Origin of the sequence: Colwellia sp. RSH04, assembly GCF_003545765.1 — a bacterium.
Taxonomy (GTDB): Bacteria; Pseudomonadota; Gammaproteobacteria; order Enterobacterales; family Alteromonadaceae; genus Colwellia.
The window spans coordinates 242,969-265,115 of sequence record NZ_QXIO01000006.1 but is presented as its reverse complement, the minus strand read 5'-3'; the positions used below and the strand labels follow the sequence as shown (position 1 = coordinate 265,115).

The following is a 22,147-nucleotide window of genomic DNA, read 5'->3' as shown; positions in this document are numbered from 1 at the left end:
AGAAAGAATAAAGGAAATTAATTATGTGTGGCATTGTTGGTGCAGTAGCACAACGTGACGTAGCAGATATTTTAGTTGAAGGACTAAAACGCCTAGAGTACAGAGGATATGACTCAGCTGGCGTTGCAATTATCGATAATCAACATGGCTTAAATCGTTTAAGACGATTAGGCAAAGTGCAAGAATTGGCTGATGCATTAAATGACTCGCCACTAGTTGGAGGCACAGGCATAGCGCATACCCGTTGGGCAACTCATGGTGCACCAAGTGAAGCGAATGCTCACCCACATATTTCATCGAATACTATCGCAGTAGTGCATAATGGTATTATTGAAAACCACAATGAACTAAGAGAGAAACTACAAGCATTAGGTTATGAGTTTGCTTCTGAAACCGATACAGAAGTAATTACCCACTTAGTTCATTATGAATTGAAAAAAGCCTCATCTTTAATGGAAGCGGTGCAGTTAACCGTAAAACAACTTGAAGGTGCATATGGCACCGTAGTGATGGACACTCGTGATAAAGATCGCGTGGTGGTTGCACGTTCTGGCAGCCCTTTAGTCATAGGTTACGGCCTTGGTGAAAACTTCATTGCTTCAGATTTAATGGCTTTACTGCCAGTTACACGCAAGTTCTCATATTTGGAAGAAGGTGATGTAGCTGAAATCACGCGATTTGAAGTCAATATCGTTGATAAAGAAGGTAATCCAGTAATACGTGAAGCAAAAGAATCTGAAGTAAGTCATGATGCGGGCGATAAGGGCGAATATCGTCACTATATGTTAAAAGAGACATACGAACAGCCTACTGCAATTCGAAACACCCTAGAAGGTCGTTTAATCGGTTCTACGTTAGATATAAACACCTTTGGTGACAGTGCTGATGATATTTTCAAAGAAATAGAACATGTACAAATTATTGCCTGTGGTACCAGCTATCACTCTGGAATGGTGGCACGTTACTGGCTGGAAGCACATGCGGGCGTTTCATGTAACATTGAAATAGCCAGTGAGTTTAGGTACCGAAAATCTCATGTACCTAAGAATGCGTTGCTAGTAACTATTTCTCAATCAGGTGAAACGGCAGATACCTTAGCTGCATTAAGACTAGCAAAAGATTTAGGTTACAAAGCCAGTCTAACAATCTGTAATGTTGCTGGTTCATCATTGGTACGTGAATCTGACTTAGCCTTTATGACCAAGGCGGGTGCAGAAATTGGCGTGGCTTCAACAAAAGCTTTTACCACTCAACTGGTTGGCTTGTTAATGATGACACTTGCTCTTGGTAAGCATCATGGCATGAGTGAAGAAAGACAAGCTGAAATCGCTCAATCAATCATGACATTACCGAACAAATTAGAAGAAGTATTAGCATTAGCAGATCCTATTGAAGCGTTAGCAGAAGATTTTGCCGATAAAAACCATGCTTTATTTCTAGGTCGTGGCGATCAGTATCCTATTGCAATGGAAGGAGCATTAAAGCTGAAAGAAATTTCATATATTCATGCCGAAGCCTATGCTGCGGGAGAATTAAAGCATGGTCCTTTAGCGCTAATCGATGCTGAAATGCCAGTAATTGTTGTTGCACCACAAAATGACTTAATTGAAAAATTAAAATCAAACGTTGAAGAAGTACGAGCTCGCGGCGGCTTGATGTATGTATTCGCAGATAGCAATGCTAACTTTTCAAGTGATGAAACAATGAAGGTAATAGACGTACCATTGTGCGACGATATTATTGCGCCAATTGTTTACACTTTGCCACTACAGTTACTATCTTACTATGTAGCGATAATCAAAGGTACTGATGTTGATCAGCCACGTAATTTAGCAAAAAGTGTTACAGTCGAGTAACTTCTAGCTCAAGAAATTTCTAAAACGGCTAACTTTTTAAGTAGCCGTTTTTTTATGCTTGTTTTTCACAAGAAGAAAAGTTTTTATCATAAGTATTAATATTCTTAAGCTATAGTTAAAGAAAAGTCATTTTAGATAACTTATGGATTTCGACCCTTTAGCAACGCAGCTAATCATTTTTATTGGTTTACTAACAGGGACTTCTGCGTTTGCATGGGGCATTTTAGCTTACCCTCTTGGTATTGCTCCAAAGGCATCAGCAAGGTATGCGTTAGCAAATTTACTCGTTATATTAGGCTTGTTTTTATCGACCTATAGGGATGACTCTACAAGTTACTTGTTTTGGTTTGGGGCAGACTTAAGTCTTTTGAGTGGCTTTATATTATTACGATGGGGTACCCAGCAATTATTTAAAATAAGACATAGTATTCGAATTGATTGTATATTTTTATTCTCAGTAACATTGATTATGCTTTTGTTTAAACCCCACTATAGCTCTAATATTCAACTGGGTATCTTATTTTCAATTGCTACTTTTATTATTTTTTCACAATTAGCCCTCGATCACTTTATTCATTTTAAGGAGGTTAAGGGCTCAACCATTGTCATTATTCCTATAACCGCCATAGCCTTAGTTTTTTTTACTAGGGCAATAATATTGTTGTTTGCACCTCAAGCAGAAGATCATTTAGCTTCAATAGCCAAAGCTGAAGCCGTTCCTATGTTATGGACTTATATTATTCTTACACTTGTCATTAATATTGCGATGTTCGGTAACGCATTGACTCGATTAGTAGATAAGGTAAGAAGTAGAGCAGAAAAGGATTATCTGACAGGATTGTGGAATAGAAGAGCAGTGTTGTTATCTCTAGACAGAATTCATCATCTGTGGCTTAGAAATGGCACTCCTTATAGTGTTATTTTATTTGACTTAGATTACTTTAAGAAAGTGAATGATAACTATGGTCATGCAGCAGGGGATGCTGTTTTAAAACAAACAGCTGATTGTGTGAACAATGTTATTAGAACTACGGATTTGTTTAGTCGATATGGCGGAGAAGAGTTTCTTCTTTTATTGCCGGCAACGAATGAAGAAGAAGTCTTAATGATTGCACAAAAATTAAAAGATACCGTCTCTGATAACTCACTAAATTGGCAAGGAGAATTCATTAATGTTACGGCGAGTTTTGGCTGTGCGACGGTAGAAAAAAATAATTCGCAGCAAGAACTAATTAACAGAGCAGATATTGCCATGTATAAAGCTAAAGCGGCGGGCAGAGATACTTATTATCAAGCAGAATCTGACAAACATTAACTAACCTCAACTCGGGATAATAAATAGCTTCCTAGCAGCTATTTTTCCTTACTTCTGTGTTAAATTCATAAACAATAGAATAACTAATCTTAATGAATTTGCCTTGAATGAAAAAAACTATCAAGCTAGTGAGTTGCTAAAACCACAAGTCTAACAATTTCAAACGATTAACTTATCTCTTAACCCGAGCTGAGGTTAACGATACTGCTACCGATTTAAAAATATTTTAATTATCCCCAGCCACCGCCAAGTGCACGATAAAGGTTAACAAAAGTCACGAGACGATCTTTTTTAGCTGAGCTAAAAGAGAGTTGTGCATCAAACAGTTTTCTTTGAGCATCCATAAGATCTAATGCACTGGCAACCCCGTTTCTATAACGCAAACGCGCTAATCTTTCATACTCTTTTGATGAGATAAGTAACCTTTCTTGTGATAAATAAATAGTTTCGCTTGATTTGAACGCCATTAACTCATTACTGACCTCAAGAAAGGCGTTCATTACAACTTTTTGATACGCTAGGCTTGCCTGATAAGCACGTTCTTCAGCAGCAGTGAGGCTGTTTTGTAATTTACCTGCATTGAATAAAGGCTGGGTTATTCCACCAACGAGTTCCCAATAAGTGCTGTCACCAGATAACAAGCCAGACAGTTGACTACTTTCAAAACCGAATTCGCTCGTTAGTGTTATCTTAGGAAATAAGTTAGCGGTAGCCATCCCAACTTCTGCCGTTGCCGCATGTAACTCTGCTTCTACTTGCAAAACATCGGGGCGGCGTTTTAATACCTGTGAAGGAATACCAACAGGTATAGTTACAGGTAAAGTTTGTTCTGTTAAATCAATACTCGTTGCTATTGTCGTTTGCTCATCAGCAATCAGTAACTTCAAGCGGTTAATGGTTTCTAATCGCTGCAGCTCTAATTTTGGGATTGTTACTTTTGCCGACTCTAATTCAACTTCGGCTTGCCTAACATCAAGTCCTGAAACCATACCATTTGTTTTTCGTAATTGGGCAATATGTAATGCACGCTCCCTTAAGGTTATCGTACTTTGACTTAGTTGAATTTTTTCTTCTAGGTCTTTAAGCGCAAAATAGGTACTGGCAACATCAGCGATTAAGTTTATTTCAACTACATTTCTTGCTTGCCCTAATCCAGCTAAATTAGCCCACGCAGCTTCACTTGCACGCCTGTTATAGCCAAATAAGTCAAGATCCCAAGAGAGCTCTCCTTTTAATTGGTGATTATCATCATATTCACTAGCGCTGCCTTCAGAGGCTCGTTCACTTTCAGCGAATACACCAATAGAGGGATAGAAAGCTGCATCAGCAACATTCGCTAATGCTCTGGCTTCTTTAATACGTGAGATAGCGATGGCTAAATCATAGTTTTGTGCCAACGCTTTTTTGATTAATCTTTGTAACTCAGGATCTTGATAAGCTTGTTGCCACTGAATAAACGCACTACTGTCATCGGTTTTATAGTTTTCCGCACCTTGGAATTTATCTTGTATTGATAGCGTTGGCTTTTCAAAGTTAGGCCCTAGAGTACATGCACTTATTAATAATGAGAGTGCTGCAATAGTACACTGCTTATTCATTTACCTCTCCTTTAGGCTCAACCTTCATATAACGTGCAACAGTAATAAAGAAAAGAGGAACTAAAATAATGCCAATCGTACTCGCTAATATCATGCCTCCTAGAATAGGGTATGAGATAGACTGTCTACTTACAGAGCCAGGCCCTACAGCGAGAATAAGGGGTAGTACCCCTAAAATGAATGAAGCGGCAGTCATCATTATAGGTCTAAACCTTAAGCTGGCGGCTTTAAACGCAGCTTGTTGGGCAGATAAGCCATCACGGTACAATTGATTTGCTACTTCAACAATAAGAATAGAGTTTTTTGCTGCTAAGCCAATTAATGAGATGAAAGCAACTTGGAAGAATAAATTATTTTCAATACCAGCTAACCATACGGTTACGCTCGCGCCTAACATAGCAATAGGTGAAATTAGTAATACCGCTAATGGTAATGTCCAACTTTCGTATAACGCCGCTAAAAATAAAAACACGAATATAATAGCGAGTAATAATGCGGTATTCATTTGACCAGCAGATTTTATTTCTTGATAGGTTAAACCTGTCCACTCGTATCCCATACCTTGAGGGAGTAATTCGTCAGTCACTCGTTCAATAGCGCTGATTGCATCGCCACTTGAATAGCCCTCTGCAGGCGATACATTTATGTTTGCGCTAGAAAATAAATTATAACGATTTATCGCAGATGGCCCCGTGGTTAAACTAATTTTAGCTAGTACATTCAAGGGAACCATCGCGCCATTGCCACTTCTTACATAAAAATTATTTAAATCACTTGGTCTTGCCCTAAATTGCTCATCAGCTTGCATTTTTACTCGATATACTCGACCAAATAAATTGAAGTCATTGATAGTAGATGAGCCTGTTAATACTTGCATGGTGCTATATACATCAGCAATAGGTACTTCTAATGCCATGGCTTTTTCTCTATCAACTTCTAAGAAAAGTTGTGGTACTTGCGCTTGTACAGGGCTTGAAGCTTTAGCTATTTCTGGCTGTTTGTTTAACTCGTCTAAGACAAGGTTTAATGTTTCCATTAATCCATCAAAGTTTGAACCACTGCGATCTTGTAATGCCATTTCAACCCCTGAACCACTGCCTACTCCAGAAACCGCAGAAGGTTGATAAACATTAAATTGAGCGGTAGGAATAGCTTCTAACACAGGTTTAAGCTCATTCATTACTTGCTCAACGTTATAGTCTTTATCAGCGCGATATGACCAAGGCTTCAAGATGACTTCAAGTTGCCCATTAGCTTGACTACTACCTGCGCGTCTATTTTCACCAGCAAGAGAGAAAGAATAAGCGATGGCATCGTGGGCTAATATATGCTTTTCAGCTTCTTGAATGACTTTGTTAGTACGAGTAACGGTCGCTGCATCAGGCAGCGTGATATCTACAAAAAAACGTCCCTGATCTTCTTGAGGGATAAAGCCAGTAGGTAAGTTTGAAAAAATTAACCAGAAGCCAATGAACGCAACGGCAATAGCCATATAACTCCGTTTAGCATTAAAGCAGGTTAATTTCACTATAGCGGTATATTTTTTAGCGAGATTATCTATCCAGCGATTAAAGGCATCGAAAAATCGATTACTGCCACTTTGCTGGTTTTCTTTTAAAAATAAAACGCAAAGTGCAGGACTTAAGGTCAAAGCCACAATGGTTGAAATTAAAACGGCTACAGTAATAGCGATAGCAAATTCTCGATACATTATTCCTGTAATACCCGCGAGGAAAGAGACTGGAACAAATACCGCCGCAAGTACCAGCGAGGTTGCGACTAATGCACCTGACAGCTCTGACATCGCTTGTTTAGTAGCAAGAAAAACAGAAATTTTCTGTTCTTGTATAATACGCTCGACACTTTCAACCACAACAATAGCGTCATCAACCACAATACCAATAGCGAGCACCAAAGCTAATAAACTAATGGTGTTGATGGTCAGCCCAAAGGCTGCTAGTGCGACAAAAGTACCAATGATAGAAACGGGCACAGCTAATGCTGGAATTAAGGTAGTTCGCCAATTCTGTAAAAACAAATACACAACCAATATTACTAAAAGTAGTGCTTGAAATAAGGTGTTTTTTACCTCGTTTATTGAAAGCTCTATAAATTCAGAGGCATCATAAAAGCTTACCCAATTTATTCCTTGAGGGAATGCTTTAGCTAAAGTGGCCATTTCAGCTTTAACTCTTTTGGTCACTTCAAGGGCATTTGAACCTGGTAACATGTAGACTTGCAAAATAGTTGCAGGTTGACCATTAAGACCAGACTGTAGTGTGTAAGCAGAAGAACCCAGCTCAATATTTGCAATATCACGTAAGCGTATAATTGATCCGTCAGGGTCAACTTTCACCATAATATTCTTAAAATCTTCAACTTTGTTAAAACGACCTTGCGCATTAATGGGGAAGTTAAGTTTGATCTCTTCGTTCATGGGTTGTGCACCAATAGTACCGGCGGCAGCTTCTTTATTTTGTTCCTTTATAGCGTTGCTCACATCGGTCACGGTAAGGCCATAACCTGCCATACGATCAGGTCTAATCCAAATACGCATAGAATAACTACGTGAACCTGTATTTCTTACACGACCAACACCGGGTATGCGCTTTAATGCGGCTTGAATATTAATTGAGGCATAGTTACTCAAATAAATATCATTGTATTTAGTGTCTTCTGAGGTGAGTGCTATTTTAAGTAGTTCTACTGAGCTTTCTGTTGAAACCGTTACGCCATTTTGTTGTACGTCAACGGGTAAGTCTGAGCCTGCTTGACTGGCAGTATTTTGTACATCAACAGCGGCTAAATCGGCATCTGTTCCTACTTCAAACGTGACCGTAATACTGGTGCTGCCAGAGTTAGTTGACTTGGACTCCATGTACAACATTTTTGGTGTGCCGTTTAACTCTTGTTCCAGTGGTACACCTACTGATTCAGAAGCGACACTGGCGGTTGCTCCTGAGAAAGAGGTAGATACTTTAACTTGCGGCGGAGTAATATTAGGATATTGATCTATGGGTAAGCCCAGTAAAGATACAATGCCAGTAAGTACAATGATTATCGAGATAACACTCGCAAAAATGGGTCTTTTTATGAAAAAGTGAGAAAACATAATTACTCACCTTCAACGTTTTTAGCGTTCTGCTTAGTTTGCATCTCTTTAAATTCAGCTTCGGATAATGGCTTAACTAGTTGACCGTGTCGTGCTCTATGCTGACCTTCAATTATAATGCGTTCACCTTCATTCAAGCCTGAATCTATCACAAGACCTTGTTCGCCATAGTGTTTTACCATCACAAAGCGGTATTCAACCGTATTGTCAGGCATCACTACCAAAACATATAAACCACCTTGTTCAACTCGCACTGCCTCTTCATCAATCACTACGGCATCGTTAAATTCACTTAAACGAATGCGAGCACTGGTATACTGACCGGGTAAAAGCTCACTATCAGGGTTTGGCAGTACCGCTCTAACTTTAAAGGTTCCTGTTTTGGGGTTAACTTTAGGGTCAGTAAAACTTACATCGCCTCGATATTTGTATTCACTGTCGTCTGGCAAGGTTATACGAACAAAGCCTCCAAGGGTCTTGCCTTGTTCTTCTGCTTTTCTTTTTTCTAAAAGAGTATTCATTCTGCGTCGGGCATTTAAATAATCTAATGAAGACATATTAAATGTTACGTAAATAGGATCAATTTGTTGGACTGTGGTGAGTAGCGATATACCACCGCTACCTACTAGCGCGCCAATATCGGCTTGAGAGCCACCAATCATTCCACTAATTGGAGCTTTAATTTTGGTGTAACTTAACTCTAAATCTACTTCATCTAAATTAGCTTGAGACGACATCACAGAGGCTCTGGCTTGCTCTTGAGTCGATAATGCGGTGTCATAATCAAGTTGACTGGCAGCATCTTGCTCATATAAAGGCTTTAAGCGAGTTACATCGCGTTTTGCTTTATCATATGCCGCTTTATCTTTTTCTAGTTGTGCTAAAACTTGTTTTCGTTTTGCGATATAAGGTTTATCATCAATTAAGTAGAGTAGTTGCCCAGCTTCCACCCAACTACCTTCAACAAATTCTACCTTCTCAACATAACCAGTAATTCTCGCTCTCACCTCAACATCAAGAGATGCCTGAGTTACGCCAATATAGCTGCCATAAATAGGAACTGTATCTTTATTTACTTCTTTTACGATAACTTCTGGCGGAATAGGGACTACTTTTTCTTGTTGGCAAGCTGACAACAAAGAAACTGCGATGAATATCAAAATAGAGTGAGCACTTTTTGACATTATGCCTTCCTTTAGCGATGAATAAATTTATTGATTTCAAAATAATAACATTGTATTTACTGACATTATATTATTAGCCGTTTTTATTTTTACAGGTATAAATTGCATCATGGATAAACAACAGAAAAAACAGCAGTATGTAGGAGAGTTTACTCTTTACTTGTTGCGTCATGGGGAAATAGCTACCCCAGGAATTTTAGCGGGTAAAACTGATGTGTCCTTATCAAAGCATGGTGCTCAACAAGTATCGCAAGCGATCAATGGTATAAGTGATGTAAACCGATGTATTAGTTCACCATTAAAGCGTTGCAAAGACAGTGCATACCATTATGCGCAGCAGCAAGGTTTATCCTTAGATGTTGAAGATAACTTACAAGAAATGAACTTTGGTGATTGGGACGGTAAAAGCTACCAAGCCCTGTGGGATATGACCGAGTCATCAGTGAGTTGTACCATTGGTGATTTTTGGCAAGACCCTTGGAAAAACCACGCACCCAATGGTGAAACAATACAAGAGTTCACGGAGCGTGTTGATCGCTGGTGGCAAGCATTTTGTGATGACGAAGCTATGCAAAATACGTTGGTATTTACCCATGCTGGCGTTATTAAACATATAATCGCCAGAGTACTTCAATTGCCTATTCAGGGTACCGTTCATATGTCGTCTATTGAAGTACCGTATGCAGGCTTAGTTAAGGTCTCTATATTTCGTGATGAACAAGCTAAAGTTTGGACCAAGCTGATGTTATAAGTTAGAGCGTTTTAACTGGCTAAAGGGCTAAATAACACTTGCTATTTATACTCAGCAGTTGATAATTCCGCCTATAAAGAATCTTTTAATTTTTAATGTTATTGCGCTAAGGCGTAATATTTGGGAATGTGGTGAGAGTCCACAACTGTGCCCGCAACTGTAAGTCATTAGCTATAACAGTGTTTTAAGCCTGTTAGCTGACAAGTCAGGATACCCATTATCAATTAATCTACAATATTCATTCGAGCGGGTTACTCGAACTCTGTATATTCTCTAGTTTGCTGTTAAATAAATTTAGTAGCAAATCTTCAGTTATGCGTTGTTTTAAACCGCTTTAGTTAAAAAGCGATTACACAGTGAGCATAGCGTCAAATACAGCAAAAGCATCATTATTAACAACAGAACACCTTAGATGGTGCACTGACGGAAATGTGATCCTGGATGATATTAATTTTGCTGTTAATCAAGGCAGTTTCACTGGCATATTAGGACCAAATGGTGCGGGTAAATCAAGTTTACTGCGGTGTTTATATCGTTTTGTTAAACCTGAACAAGGTGTTGTGTGCTTTGAGTATCAAGATATTTGGCAGTTAGATGCTAATGATTATGCTAAAAATGTTGCCGTAGTACTGCAAGAAGCACCGTCGCACTTTAATTTAACCGTTTATGACGTCGTTGCTTTAGGGTTAATTCCACATAAGGGCTTGTTCTCAAGAGCTAATAAAACTGATGATGAGAAAATTGCTCAAGCTATCTCACAGGTGGGGTTAACTCATAAGGTACAGCAAAGCTTTGAGCACTTATCAGGTGGAGAAAAGCAGCGGGCACTCATTGCGCGTGCCATTGTTCAATCGCCCAAACTGCTTTTGATGGATGAGCCAACAAGTCACTTAGATGTGCGCTATCAGATTCAAATTATGGAATTAGTCAAATCGCTAGGAATTACGGTTATTGCCTCTTTTCACGATTTAAATCTTGCCAGCGCTATGTGCGATAATTTATTGGTGTTGAATCAAGGGAAGTTAGTTGCTGAAGGTACACCACAGCAGGTTATTACCACAACAATGTTATCTGATGTATTTGGTGTTTGTGCTCATGTTGATCAACATCCTCAACATAATGTGCCACATATTTCATATTATTATGGCTATATTCAAGACAACGTTAATTTAGGTAATGAACATGCCTAATAGCCAAGTAAAGCAACAAGGCGTTGCAACGTCGAAAATTCAATCTAATTTAGGTGTTGAAGCTGCCAATGCAATGATGAGCAAGACATTCAGATATTTTATTATCACCATAGTCACTTTGGTTATTGGCCTTTTAAGTTTTTTTTGTGCGCTTTCATTCGGTGCCGCAGAAATATCCTTTTCTGATGTATGGCAGAGCTTTTTTGCTAATGAAGGTAAAGACCTAGGCTTTATTTATCGCATTATTTGGGAGCTGCGTATGCCAAGAGCGATATTAGCTTTTTTAGCAGGGTGTGGGCTGGCAATTTCAGGGTTAATTTTACAAACCGTTACGCGAAATCCGTTAGCTGATCCTTACCTATTTGGTATTTCTTCTGGCGCTTCTTTGGGTGTAGTCATACTCATTACCTTTACAGGCAGTGTTTTAACGGGTGTTGCGCCAGTAGCAGCATTTATTGGTAGTTTGTTAGCTATGGTAATGTTGATGCTTATTGCCGGGCGCAGGCAAAGTCAGCAAGTTGAATCCATGCTACTTGCAGGTGTCGCGTTATCTTTTTTGTTTAGCTCTATCACTAATTTGTTGCTTTATCATACCGATCCGCAAGCGGTTACAGCGGTGCTCTTTTGGACATTAGGCAGTTTTTCTCGGGCACAGTGGGACAACTTATTATTTCCTACGGTTGTTATCAGCGCATGTATCACCATAATGCTTGCTTATAGACGCCAGTTAAACGCTATGTTGTTGGGCGATGAAAGTGCAACAACGTTAGGGATCAACGTTAATCGCTTTCGTATCATCATGTTGCTACTGAGTTCATTAATTACCGCGACCTTAGTGTCAATGTGTGGTGGTATTGGTTTTGTCGGTTTAATGATCCCTCATATTGTTCGTTTTTTTATTTCACAAGGTTCAATGTATGGCATTTTACTGACGGCATTAGTGGGTGGCATATTCATGATATGGGTGGATATCTTGTCTCGCATTATATTACAGAACCAAGAACTGCCCGTGGGTGTAATAACGGCAGCAACGGGTAGTATCTTCTTTCTTACCTTACTTTATTTTAGAAAAAATCGACCAAATTAAGCTCGACGAAACTTATTATTGATATACAGCAGAAACCCTATGACTTATAAAATTCAACACGTTAGCAACCAGTTTGATCAAGTAATTCAAACTAAAATTGATGGCAAAACAAAACCGTTAGGTGCCCTTGGTCAATTGGAAGTGGTCGCGAAACAACTAGCACGTGTGCAGGCGTTATCAACCAATAAAGTTGATACCTTAACGGTAGATAAGCCACAACTTATTATTTTTGCCGGTGATCATGGGGTTGCATCAGAAGGTGTCTCTATTGCGCCAAGTGAAGTCACAGGACAGATGGTTGCTAATTTTGCCAAAGGTGGTGCAGCAATTAATGTTTTTTGTCGCCAACTAGGCTGGCAACTTAGTGTGGTTGATGCAGGTATTTTACATGCGCCTGATGAACAATTGCAGGTGATTAATCAACGCTTAGGTGCAACGACAGCGTCGATACATACTGACGCTGCAATGACCCTTGAAACCGTTGAACAAGGTTTCTTATTAGCAGAGCAATTGATTAAACAAATCAAAGAAGCGGGCAGTAATTTAGTCGCTTTTGGTGAGATGGGAATCGGTAATACTACTGCTGCATCGGCTATTATGTCGGCCTTGATGCAAGTACCAGCTACAGAAAGTGTTGGTAAAGGCACTGGCATTTCTGATGAGGTAGTTGCTAAAAAGCAACAAGTCGTTGAACAGGCACTTACCTTACATAAAGATAAATTATCAGAACCTAAACAAATGCTTGCGTGTTTAGGTGGTTTTGAAATTGTACAAATCACTGGGGCAATGTTAGCGGCAGCTCAAGAAAAAATGCATATTTTAGTGGATGGTTTTATCTGTACGGCAGCGGCAATGGTGGCTATACAAATCAATCCTGCGGTAAAAGATTACATGATTTTTGCACACTGTTCTGGTGAGCAAGGTCATACAAAAATGCTTAACTGGCTAGAGGTTGAACCTTTATTGAAGCTTGGATTATGTTTAGGTGAAGGCACTGGTGCCGCACTAGCATTACCCTTAATTCAAGCCTCGGTTGCTTTTTATAACGAGATGGCGAGTTTCGAACAAGCCGACGTAGCCAATGTGGTTTAACTGATATTTGATTAATGATTGGCTGAATTAGACAAATGAATCCAACGAATAAAGAGTCATTAAAAGAAGAAAAGACCTTGCTGCTGTTAGCATTGAGCTTTTTTACTCGCGTGCCTGTGAAATTTTCACACGAAATTACCGCAGCGCAATTGAATAATGCTAGCCGTTATTTTGCTGTAGTTGGGCTTTTTGTCGGTATTTGTTGTGCGTTAATTTATACGGTTTCAAGTGCCTATCTGCCTAAAACCGTTGCTGTGCTACTTGCGATGGCGACAAGTTTACTACTAACAGGGGCTTTTCACGAAGACGGCTGGGCCGATACGTGGGACGGTTTTGGCGGTGGCTGGAACATAGAGCAAAAGCTAAACATTATGAAAGACAGTCGTTTGGGCACCTATGGCGCCGCGGCATTGTTCATCATTTTACTGTTAAAATTTCATTCACTTATGGCGTTAGCTTCTCCTGTAATGGCGCTTATTGTGGCGAACACTTTAAGTCGAGTGGTTGCGACTAGCCTCATTTACGATATGCCTTATGTTGCCTTAGATAGCCAATCTAAAGTAAAACCGTTAGCACAAGAATTATCTCAACACAGTTTCCTGATATTACTGTTTACAGGCCTACTGGTGAGTTTGTTTTATCTGTCATTGACAGACTGTATTGTGTTGTTTGCTTCTTTGGTGATATTTAGGGCGGTTTTGCGATGTTGGTTTAACTCACAACTTGGTGGCTATACGGGTGATTGCTTAGGTGCTGCGCAGCAAAGCAGTGAAATTGTTATATACCTTAGTTTGCTGTTACTTGGTTATGGTGAGATAGCAACAAATATAGGGACATTTAACTGATGACAGTGCATTTAATATTAGGCGGGGCGCGTTCAGGTAAAAGTTCGTACGCTGAAAAACAAGCCAAGCACGATGAAGCATCTGAGCAAGCAAAAGTGCATTATTTAGCGACAGCACAAGCGCTTGATGCAGAAATGTCGGCTCGCATTGCGCAGCACCAGCAACAAAGACCTAAACATTGGCCGTTAGCTGAGTCATCAATCACTCTCGCAAGTACGCTCAAGCATTTAATAAACACGCATCAATCTCAGCACCAAGAAAGTATGACCATTATTGTTGATTGTTTAACGTTATGGCTGACAAATTGTTTATGCTCGAAGCAGCAGGATTGCTGGCAACAAGAGAAACAGGCATTTTTACAGTTATTAACAGAGTATCAAACCACGAATAAGGTTAATTTGTTACTGGTGAGCAATGAAGTCGGTCATGGCATTGTGCCGATGGGGGATTTATCTCGAGAATTTGTTGATCAAGCGGGTTGGTTACATCAAGACATTGGCGAATTAGCGATGCAAGTCGATTTTATTATGGCTGGCATTCCATTGACATTAAAAGCAAAGGTCACGTAATGAAAACCCTAATGATACAAGGGACTACCTCTGATGCAGGCAAAAGCACAGTCGTTGCAGGGCTTTGTCGCGTGTTTGTTAATCGAGGCTTTAAAGTAGCACCGTTCAAACCACAAAATATGGCACTCAATAGTGCAGTAACTGAAGACGGTGGTGAAATTGGCAGAGCACAAGCGTTGCAAGCTATTGCAGCAAATATTCCGCCCAGAACTGACTTTAATCCCATTTTATTAAAGCCCAATAGTGATACTGGTGCGCAAGTTATTGTCCATGGTAAGGCGCTTTCTAATATGGAAGCGAGTAGTTATCACGACTATAAAAAAGTGGCGATGGATACGGTGGTTGAATCTCACAATAGGCTAGCTAAAGAGTTTGATGCACTGTTGGTTGAAGGCGCAGGAAGCCCAGCTGAGATTAACTTGCGAGAGCGCGATATTGCCAATATGGGCTATGCTGAAAAAGTTGATTGCCCTGTGATATTAGTCGCCGATATTGATCGTGGCGGTGTATTTGCTCATCTTGTCGGCACCCTTGAATTGTTATCAGCATCTGAGCAGGCGCGCGTAAAAGGCTTTATTATTAACCGTTTTCGTGGCGATATAACATTACTTGAGTCAGGCTTAACGTGGCTTGAACAGCGTACAGGTAAGCCTGTACTTGGTGTATTACCTTATTTACATGACTTAGCCCTTGATGCTGAAGATGCAATCGCTATCGACAATAACGTTGGTCAAAGCAAAATTTCAATTAACATTCCGTTGCTCCCTCATATCAGTAATCACACTGATTTTGATGCCTTACGCCTTAACCCTGAAATTGATTTAACCTATGTAAAAATGGGTGAGCAAATAACCCATTGTGATTTAATTATTATACCGGGCAGTAAAAACGTCATTGCCGACTTAGCCTATTTAAAATCACAAGGTTGGCAAGCAGATATTAATCGTCATTTACGTTATGGCGGCAAAGTACTTGGCATTTGTGGTGGCTTGCAAATGCTAGGACAAAAAATATATGACCCACATGAAATAGAATCAACAAGGCAGGAAGCTGGCGAAAGTGCTATTACAGGCTTAGCTTTGGCTGACTTTACGACAACATTAACCACAGAAAAAACGCTAACACAGGTATCAGGAAAATTAACCTTAATGGGCATTGAGTGCGATGTTCATGGTTATGAAATTCATTGTGGTCAATCTCAAGGTAAAGCGCTTGATAAGCCACTTATACGTGAGTTATCGACTGAGGTTGGCGGTATTGATGGCTTTGTCTCAGCAGATAATCAAATAGCTGCGACTTATTTACATGGCTTGTTTGATCACAGTGACGTAACAAACGCAGTTTTGAATTGGGTGAATGAACAACATGGCGTACAAACAACGATTGATATTAATCAGCACCGCGAAGTGCAATTAACGCGTTTAGCCGATGTTTGTCAGCAGCATTTAAAAATGGATGAAATTGAGCGCATTCTACAATCAGGTATTTCGACTGTAAGTAATGCTCATAATGAAAAGGTGAAAACATGAAGATGAGTTTAACGCGCTGGGTATTATCGGTTTGCATGTTATTGAGTGCTTTTACCGTTCAAGCAGAGAAACAACGCATTGTCGCACTAGCACCACATATTGTAGAGATGCTTTTTGATATTGGTGCAGGCGAGCACATTGTTGGCACAGTAGATTATGCAGATTACCCTGAAGCGGCATTAAAAATTCCACGCATTGGTGGTTATCACGGTATTCAAATTGAGAAAATATTAGCCTTAAAACCTGACTTAGTTATTGTTTGGCAGTCAGGCAATAAAGCATCAGACATCGAACAAATGGAGAAAATGGGTTTAAACATTATCTACAGTGAGCCGGGAAAAATTGAAGATGTTGCCAGAGAGCTGCGTAAATTAGGAAAACATACTGGCTATGAAGCTCAAGCCGAAACTGTTGCAAGTGGTTATTTGAAAAGGTTAGCAGCGCTACGCCAGCAACATGCCAATATTGCCCCGATGAAAGTGTTTTATCAGCTATGGCCAGAGCCAATGCGCACTATTAATAAAGACACCTTAATAAATCAATTGATTGAAGTATGCCAAGGACAGAATGTCTTTGCTAATAATCCGACTCCATACCCTCAAATAAGCATAGAGAATGTCATTGTTGCTCAACCCGAATTGATTATTTTACCCGATGAGAAGTCGAATCAAGTACAACCCGTGATTAATTGGCAAAAGTGGCAAGAAATTCCGGCAGTAAAACATCAACGATTTATTGGGGTTAATGCCGATTTAATGCATCGATTCAGTACACGTATGTTAGACGGTATTGAAGACATGTGTAAAAAAATTGATGCGTTTCGATAAACGCATCAAACAAGCGAATGAATGGTACTAATACCATTTAACTTTGATAGGTACTGAGGGAAATCTATGAAAATTAGATACTGCCCCCGCAACGGTAATAATACAGCGTATCAATATTATGTATTTAAGTCCGACACTTCATGCCTATCTCATTACTACTGAGTTTTTAACAATACAACTCAGTAGTCAACATGATGCGGAGGGCGTCATAGCGAGAGGTCATATGAAAACTATATTTAATAAAACACTTATACACGTTGCTGTGGCAACAGCAGTACTTTCTTCAACGGCGTATGCACAAGCTGAAACAGAAGCTCATGTTGAAGCAGACCTAGAACAAATTATTGTCACGGCTAACCGTTCGCAACAAGAGCAGTTTTTAGCACTGTCAGCGACGCAAGTTATCGGTCAAAATGAAATTAAAGCGATTCAACCACAAAACATTACTGAATTACTTAACACTGTTGCAGGTGTAACCGTTACCAATTTAGGTGGTGCAGGTCAATCATCATCAGTGTTTATGCGTGGTACTAACGGTAATCATACCTTGGTATTGGTTGACGGTGTAAGAGTAGGCTCTGCGACGTTAGGCACAACAAGTTTTGCTTCAATGTCGGTTGCATTGATTGATCGTATTGAAATAGTAAAAGGACCTCGTGGCGCACTTTGGGGATCTGATGCTATTGGTGGTGTCATTCAAATATTCACTAAAAAATTACAATCGGGTGAAGGATTTATCAGTGCTGGGTTTGGTAGTCATGGATACTGGAAAACAGAAGCGGCTGCAGGTTTTGGCAACGAAAAGCATTCACTTACTATTGCAGGTGCATTAGAAGAAAGTGATGGCTTTAATGCCAGTGATTTCTCTGGGCAAGAAGATAAAGATGGTTATGAACGTCAATCTTTTAGTATTAATGGTCGAAGTGAATTAACTGAAGAGTACTCGTTAAACTTAGTCTCTCGTTATGAACAAGGTGGCTCACAATATGATAATCAATACGGTGGTGCTGATGAAAATGAACATGAAAACTACTCAGTAAAATTGGGTGGCGTTTATGAAACTCAGCAGCTTTTTATTGATACTTCTTTATCAACGTCTCAAGATCAAGGCGGTACTTTTGCTGGTAATATAAGCCCTAAAGTGGTTAATGAAATTACCACTAAACGTGATCAGTTGGCGTTATTAGCTCAATATAGCTTAAATGAAAAAACAAGCGTTAGCGCAGGGTTTGATTGGTTTAAAGAGCGTGTTTCTAATTCTGGCTCTGAATATGATAAAGACAGTCGTCAAACCAAAGCATTTTTTGTGCAAGGACGTCATCAAGTAGAATCATTCCTTCTAGAAGCGGCGGTTCGAAGTGACAATATTGACGGGCTAGATAATGAAGTCACGTATAACTTATCTGCAGGGTATCAACTAAACGATGATTGGTTAATTAGCCTTAGCCAAAGCACAGGTTTTAAAGCACCTACCTTTAATGATTTATATTGGCCAGGTTCAGGGAACCCTGATTTAGCACCAGAAGAAGTTGAAAGTACAGAATTACTCATTCGCAACCACTTTGACTTAGGTAGTGTTGAGGTAAGTATTTATGATAGCGAAATTAAAAACTTAATCGCTTGGGCGCCAAATAAGGAAGGCAACTGGTTTCCGGCAAACGTTGACAGTGCTACAGCACAAGGTATTGATTTAACCGCTATTTTGGAAACAGGCGACTTCTCTCATCAGCTGGCAGCCGCTTATGTAGAAACAGAAGATGAATCAACAGGAAAACAGTTACTTCGTCGCCCCAAAGTGAGTGCTACCTATACATTGGCTTATCAAGTAGATGCGTTAACAGCGAATGCTATTTTAGATTATCGCGGTAAAAGTGAAGACAATAAGTACAGTACAGTGACGTTAAACTCGGTACTATTAACTAACCTCACGTTGAGCTATGAATTTACAAATAAGCTTTCAGTAATAGGTAAAATTAACAATCTGTTCGATAAAGAGTACACAGTCGCAGAGCATTATCTAACTGACGGTATTAATTATCAATTAATGGCGACCTATACTTTTTAATGGATTAAAAGAGTAAAAAAATAAGGCGATTAATAAATAAGGTTAGGCAAACAAAGGCAGCTCAATTGAGCTGCCTTTTGATATGGATGCATTATCTAGTATATTTTCTGTGTTAGTAATAGATTAAGTACTTTAAAATGATAAGAAATTAACCATTCCTTTATTTAGTTTGGAAAAATCATGAAAAAAAAATTATTAGCCCTTGTAACTACAAGTTTATTAATCTCAAGTGCAGCTAACGCATCAGTAAAAGTAGGGCTTGGCTTTGACCAAGGGTTTGGCGTTACAGCACAGTTTAATAATATTAATGCGTTTGTTGGTAATGATGGTATTGCTGGTGATTACATATTCAAACGAGGAAGCTTCAATGAAGATACGCCTTTTAATTGGTATGTAGCTGGCGGTGCTTTTCTTGGCTGGGATCATGGTGTAGGGGTTCGGCTTCCACTTGGGTTAAACATGGCTTTTGATTCTAAATGGGATGGTTACTTACAATTTCAGCCTGAGTTAGACTTTGACCACGGTAAAAATAGTGATACCAACTTTAGCGCAGATTTTAGTATTGGCGTACGATACCGTTTTTAATAGCGATATTCGGTGTAGTTTACCACCAATAAGCTATTTTCTTTGCTAGAAAAAGTATTTCACCTGCTCACTATTTCACTCGGTATTATGGTGTGCAGGTGTTTTATGCTCTTTGCTAAGGGTTCTAGTTGTTCAGCCTCTACCAAACCAAACCGTTGTTTATCATCTATTAAACGTAGATAAATCCCTTGTTATTACTTTATACCTCAATATCTTCGATATCATATACAGTTTGATATTAATTTTGGTTATTTATGTGATCCTCTTTTAATCCTCGCTAAGAGCTCACTTTCTTATATGAATTGGTATTAGGGTCTGTTGATCTTTCGCGATTAAATTTTGTTCGAGCTAAAAGCGTTTTATTCGCGGCGAGTAGTGTGTAGCTTAGTCATTCTAAGCAAATACTACTCAACAAAGCCTAAAATGCTTTTAGCCGAATACTTCGGACAGCGTTTGTTGATCATTTTTACGGCGTTATCGCCTTTTTATGTGGAATAACCCATAACAAAGGCTCTGCCTTGTGCAAATATCCAACAAAAAGCTGCAAAAACAACCCCGAAAGATCAACAGCCCTTAGTGTAACGCTTATAGATATAGCCAGCTGAGTAGAAAAGACAGGGTTACCCACATGATAATAATTAAAGGAATACCTACACGCATAAAGTCAGAGAATTGATAGCCTCCAGCATTCATCACTAATAAATTCGTTTTGTACGCCATTGGGGTGGCATAACTTAAATTAGCACCAAAAAGTACGGCGAGAATAAAAGGTTCAACGGGTACATTTAATTGGGTTGCAACCGAGATTGCTATTGGAGTACCGATTACCGCAGCGGCATTATTTGAAACAATATTGGTCATAATAGCTAATAGCAGCATTAAGGCAGCAAGAACGCCTCCAGGCGGTAAACCTGAAGCGCTAACAACAAAAACTTGTGCAATATATTCTGCGCCACCTGTTTGCATCATGGCAGATCCTAAGGCTAGAGAAGCGGCAACAATTAAAATGACTTGGCTGCTTAACGCCGATGAAGCATCATGCCAATTTAAACATTTTGTTATCAGCAACACTAACACACCACATACTGCACTAATTTCAATGGGTAATACGCCAAATGCCGCTAATAGAATAACCGACAATAAAACGGTGAGTACAATAGGTGCTTTTTTAGTTTGTGGTAACTGAGCAGCACCATCAATAATCAATAAGCCTCTTTTGGCTTTGAGTTCTAACAGTTGCTCTTCTTCGCCTTGGATTAATAATACATCACCTGCTTTAATTACAACGTTGCCTATTTTACTTCTGCCTATCTCCATTGCTTTACCTTCGCGGTGTAATGCAATAACAGATAAACCAAAACGGTTTACAAAGTTGACTTGTTTTAATGTTTTTCCAACTAACCCCGATGAGCCAATAACGACAAGTTCAGCAAGCACTTGTTTATCAGCTAAGAGGGGGTGATCTTCGTCGACCTTATTCAAGCCTGAAAATAGCGTCGCTCCTAATACGGCTTCAAATTCTTTTAACTGATCGGGGTAATCTTTAACTTGTAATTTATCTCCTGCGATGAGAACAGTGTCAGGCAATGGGATTATATTTCTGTTGTCAGGGCTACGTTGAATAAAGTTAATACGTAATTGACCATCGGTGAGCTTAATAATTTCGGCAATACTTTTACCATTAGCCTCGCTGTCTTCATTAATATTTAAATAAGCACTAAAAAGGCGCGGTGACGTATCATTTAATGAAGGAGTACGCTTAGGTAATAGTTTCGGGGCTACTAACCACAAGTACACAAGGGCAATTGAGGCAGCTATAAGCGCAGGGAGGGCAAAGTCAAAAATCCCAAAACGCGGTAAACCTAAATCGGTCGCAACGCTTACAACTAGTAGATTAGTTGATGTGCCTATAGTTGTCGTCATACCACCAACCAATGTCGCTAGCCCCATAGGTAATAACATACCAGTTGAGTCTGTTTTGGTTCTTATCGCTACAGCGCTTAAAATAGGCAGCAAAAGTACTACGATAGGAGTATTGTTAACGAATGCACTAAGTGCTCCCGCTACGAGTAACGTGAGTAGCAACGAAAGAGTTGGGCTGATTTTCCATAATCGAGATAAACTTCGCCCAATTGGCTCTAAAGCGCCAGTTCTAACTAAACCTTGGCCAATAATCATTAATGCACAAACAGTGACTAAGGCTTCATGACCAAAACCAAAAAATAATGAAGCAGGCTCTAAGTGAATGCCATTTTGTTCAAATGGAAAAACGGCAAAAATTAGACTTAATAATGCAATGACTGCAAGCGAAGATGTTTCTAATGGAATATCTTCTCGACGAAAAAGATACAATGCCAGCATGGTAATAATTAACATGGCTAGAGCATGGTTATTTGGTATGTCAGGTAGCTGCATAGACAATTCACACAATACGTTTGTAGATTGATAAAAGCATAAAAGGTTTAAAAGGTAAACAAAACAAATCTTGAACGTGTGATTACGCTGATTCATATTTTAGGCATGGACTATGCTGGGCGCTCCG

General features: G+C 39.4%; 16 protein-coding genes, 1 pseudogene and 2 riboswitches. Of the genes and pseudogenes, 13 read left to right on the top strand and 4 right to left on the bottom strand.

The window, feature by feature from the left end:
* The first annotated feature begins 23 nt into the window (after window positions 1-23).
* Entirely contained in the window at window positions 24-1,856 is a 1,833-nt protein-coding gene (gene glmS, locus D1094_RS12275) for a glutamine--fructose-6-phosphate transaminase (isomerizing) (RefSeq protein WP_118960390.1), read from the top strand.
* A 142-nt stretch (window positions 1,857-1,998) separates the two neighbouring features.
* Window positions 1,999-3,171, top strand: coding sequence for a GGDEF domain-containing protein (locus D1094_RS12270; RefSeq protein ID WP_118960389.1), 1,173 nt, complete (start codon window positions 1,999-2,001; stop codon window positions 3,169-3,171).
* A 230-nt stretch (window positions 3,172-3,401) separates the two neighbouring features.
* Here D1094_RS12270 and D1094_RS12265 read toward each other — a convergent pair whose 3' ends face one another.
* The 3 genes from D1094_RS12265 to D1094_RS12255 are packed head-to-tail and all read right to left on the bottom strand — an operon-like array spanning window position 3,402 to window position 9,065.
* Window positions 3,402-4,769 (bottom strand): efflux transporter outer membrane subunit, encoded by a 1,368-nt coding sequence (locus tag D1094_RS12265; protein WP_118960388.1) that lies wholly within the window; start codon window positions 4,767-4,769, stop codon window positions 3,402-3,404.
* Complete coding sequence (locus D1094_RS12260; protein WP_118960387.1) at window positions 4,762-7,881, bottom strand: efflux RND transporter permease subunit; 3,120 nt, start codon at window positions 7,879-7,881, stop codon at window positions 4,762-4,764. The genes D1094_RS12265 and D1094_RS12260 overlap by 8 nt, the downstream gene beginning before the upstream one ends.
* A gap of 2 nt (window positions 7,882-7,883) precedes the next feature.
* Window positions 7,884-9,065, bottom strand: coding sequence for an efflux RND transporter periplasmic adaptor subunit (locus tag D1094_RS12255; RefSeq protein WP_118960386.1), 1,182 nt, complete (start codon window positions 9,063-9,065; stop codon window positions 7,884-7,886).
* A 109-nt stretch (window positions 9,066-9,174) separates the two neighbouring features.
* On the opposite strand from D1094_RS12255, the gene D1094_RS12250 reads away from it, so the two are divergent.
* The 11 genes and pseudogenes from D1094_RS12250 (at window position 9,175) to D1094_RS18935 (ending at window position 20,210) form a co-directional block, all read left to right on the top strand.
* Complete coding sequence (locus D1094_RS12250) at window positions 9,175-9,816, top strand: histidine phosphatase family protein (RefSeq protein WP_118960385.1); 642 nt, start codon at window positions 9,175-9,177, stop codon at window positions 9,814-9,816.
* A 76-nt stretch (window positions 9,817-9,892) separates the two neighbouring features.
* Window positions 9,893-10,053, top strand: a riboswitch (cobalamin riboswitch).
* Window positions 10,054-10,178: 125 nt separating this feature from the next.
* Window positions 10,179-11,006, top strand: a complete 828-nt coding sequence (locus tag D1094_RS12245; RefSeq protein WP_118960428.1) for an ABC transporter ATP-binding protein — start codon at window positions 10,179-10,181, stop codon at window positions 11,004-11,006.
* A 73-nt stretch (window positions 11,007-11,079) separates the two neighbouring features.
* On the top strand, window positions 11,080-12,093 hold the full coding sequence (locus D1094_RS12240; RefSeq protein ID WP_118960427.1) for an iron ABC transporter permease: 1,014 nt from the start codon (window positions 11,080-11,082) through the stop codon (window positions 12,091-12,093).
* A gap of 39 nt (window positions 12,094-12,132) precedes the next feature.
* Entirely contained in the window at window positions 12,133-13,185 is a 1,053-nt protein-coding gene (cobT, locus tag D1094_RS12235) for a nicotinate-nucleotide--dimethylbenzimidazole phosphoribosyltransferase (protein WP_118960384.1), read from the top strand.
* A 35-nt stretch (window positions 13,186-13,220) separates the two neighbouring features.
* Complete coding sequence (locus D1094_RS12230) at window positions 13,221-14,030, top strand: adenosylcobinamide-GDP ribazoletransferase (RefSeq protein ID WP_118960383.1); 810 nt, start codon at window positions 13,221-13,223, stop codon at window positions 14,028-14,030.
* Window positions 14,030-14,599 carry a bifunctional adenosylcobinamide kinase/adenosylcobinamide-phosphate guanylyltransferase gene (gene cobU, locus D1094_RS12225; RefSeq protein WP_118960382.1) on the top strand — a complete coding sequence of 190 codons (570 nt, stop codon included), beginning with the start codon at window positions 14,030-14,032 and terminating at the stop codon, window positions 14,597-14,599. Before D1094_RS12230 ends, cobU begins: the two co-directional genes overlap by 1 nt.
* Complete coding sequence (locus D1094_RS12220; protein WP_118960381.1) at window positions 14,599-16,128, top strand: cobyric acid synthase; 1,530 nt, start codon at window positions 14,599-14,601, stop codon at window positions 16,126-16,128. The genes cobU and D1094_RS12220 overlap by 1 nt, the downstream gene beginning before the upstream one ends.
* 2 nt (window positions 16,129-16,130) lie before the next feature.
* Window positions 16,131-16,955 (top strand): cobalamin-binding protein, encoded by an 825-nt coding sequence (locus D1094_RS12215; protein ID WP_404851482.1) that lies wholly within the window; start codon window positions 16,131-16,133, stop codon window positions 16,953-16,955.
* A 4-nt stretch (window positions 16,956-16,959) separates the two neighbouring features.
* Window positions 16,960-17,114: riboswitch (cobalamin riboswitch) on the top strand.
* 64 nt (window positions 17,115-17,178) lie between these two features.
* On the top strand, window positions 17,179-19,020 hold the full coding sequence (locus tag D1094_RS12210) for a TonB-dependent receptor domain-containing protein (RefSeq protein ID WP_118960379.1): 1,842 nt from the start codon (window positions 17,179-17,181) through the stop codon (window positions 19,018-19,020).
* A 180-nt stretch (window positions 19,021-19,200) separates the two neighbouring features.
* Entirely contained in the window at window positions 19,201-19,605 is a 405-nt protein-coding gene (locus tag D1094_RS12205; RefSeq protein WP_118960378.1) for a hypothetical protein, read from the top strand.
* A 375-nt stretch (window positions 19,606-19,980) separates the two neighbouring features.
* Window positions 19,981-20,210 (top strand): annotated as a pseudogene (locus D1094_RS18935) (hypothetical protein).
* Here D1094_RS18935 and D1094_RS12195 read toward each other — a convergent pair.
* Window positions 20,191-22,020, bottom strand: coding sequence for an SLC13 family permease (locus tag D1094_RS12195; protein WP_118960377.1), 1,830 nt, complete (start codon window positions 22,018-22,020; stop codon window positions 20,191-20,193). The pseudogene D1094_RS18935 and the gene D1094_RS12195 overlap by 20 nt on opposite strands.
* Window positions 22,021-22,147: the final 127 nt, after the last annotated feature.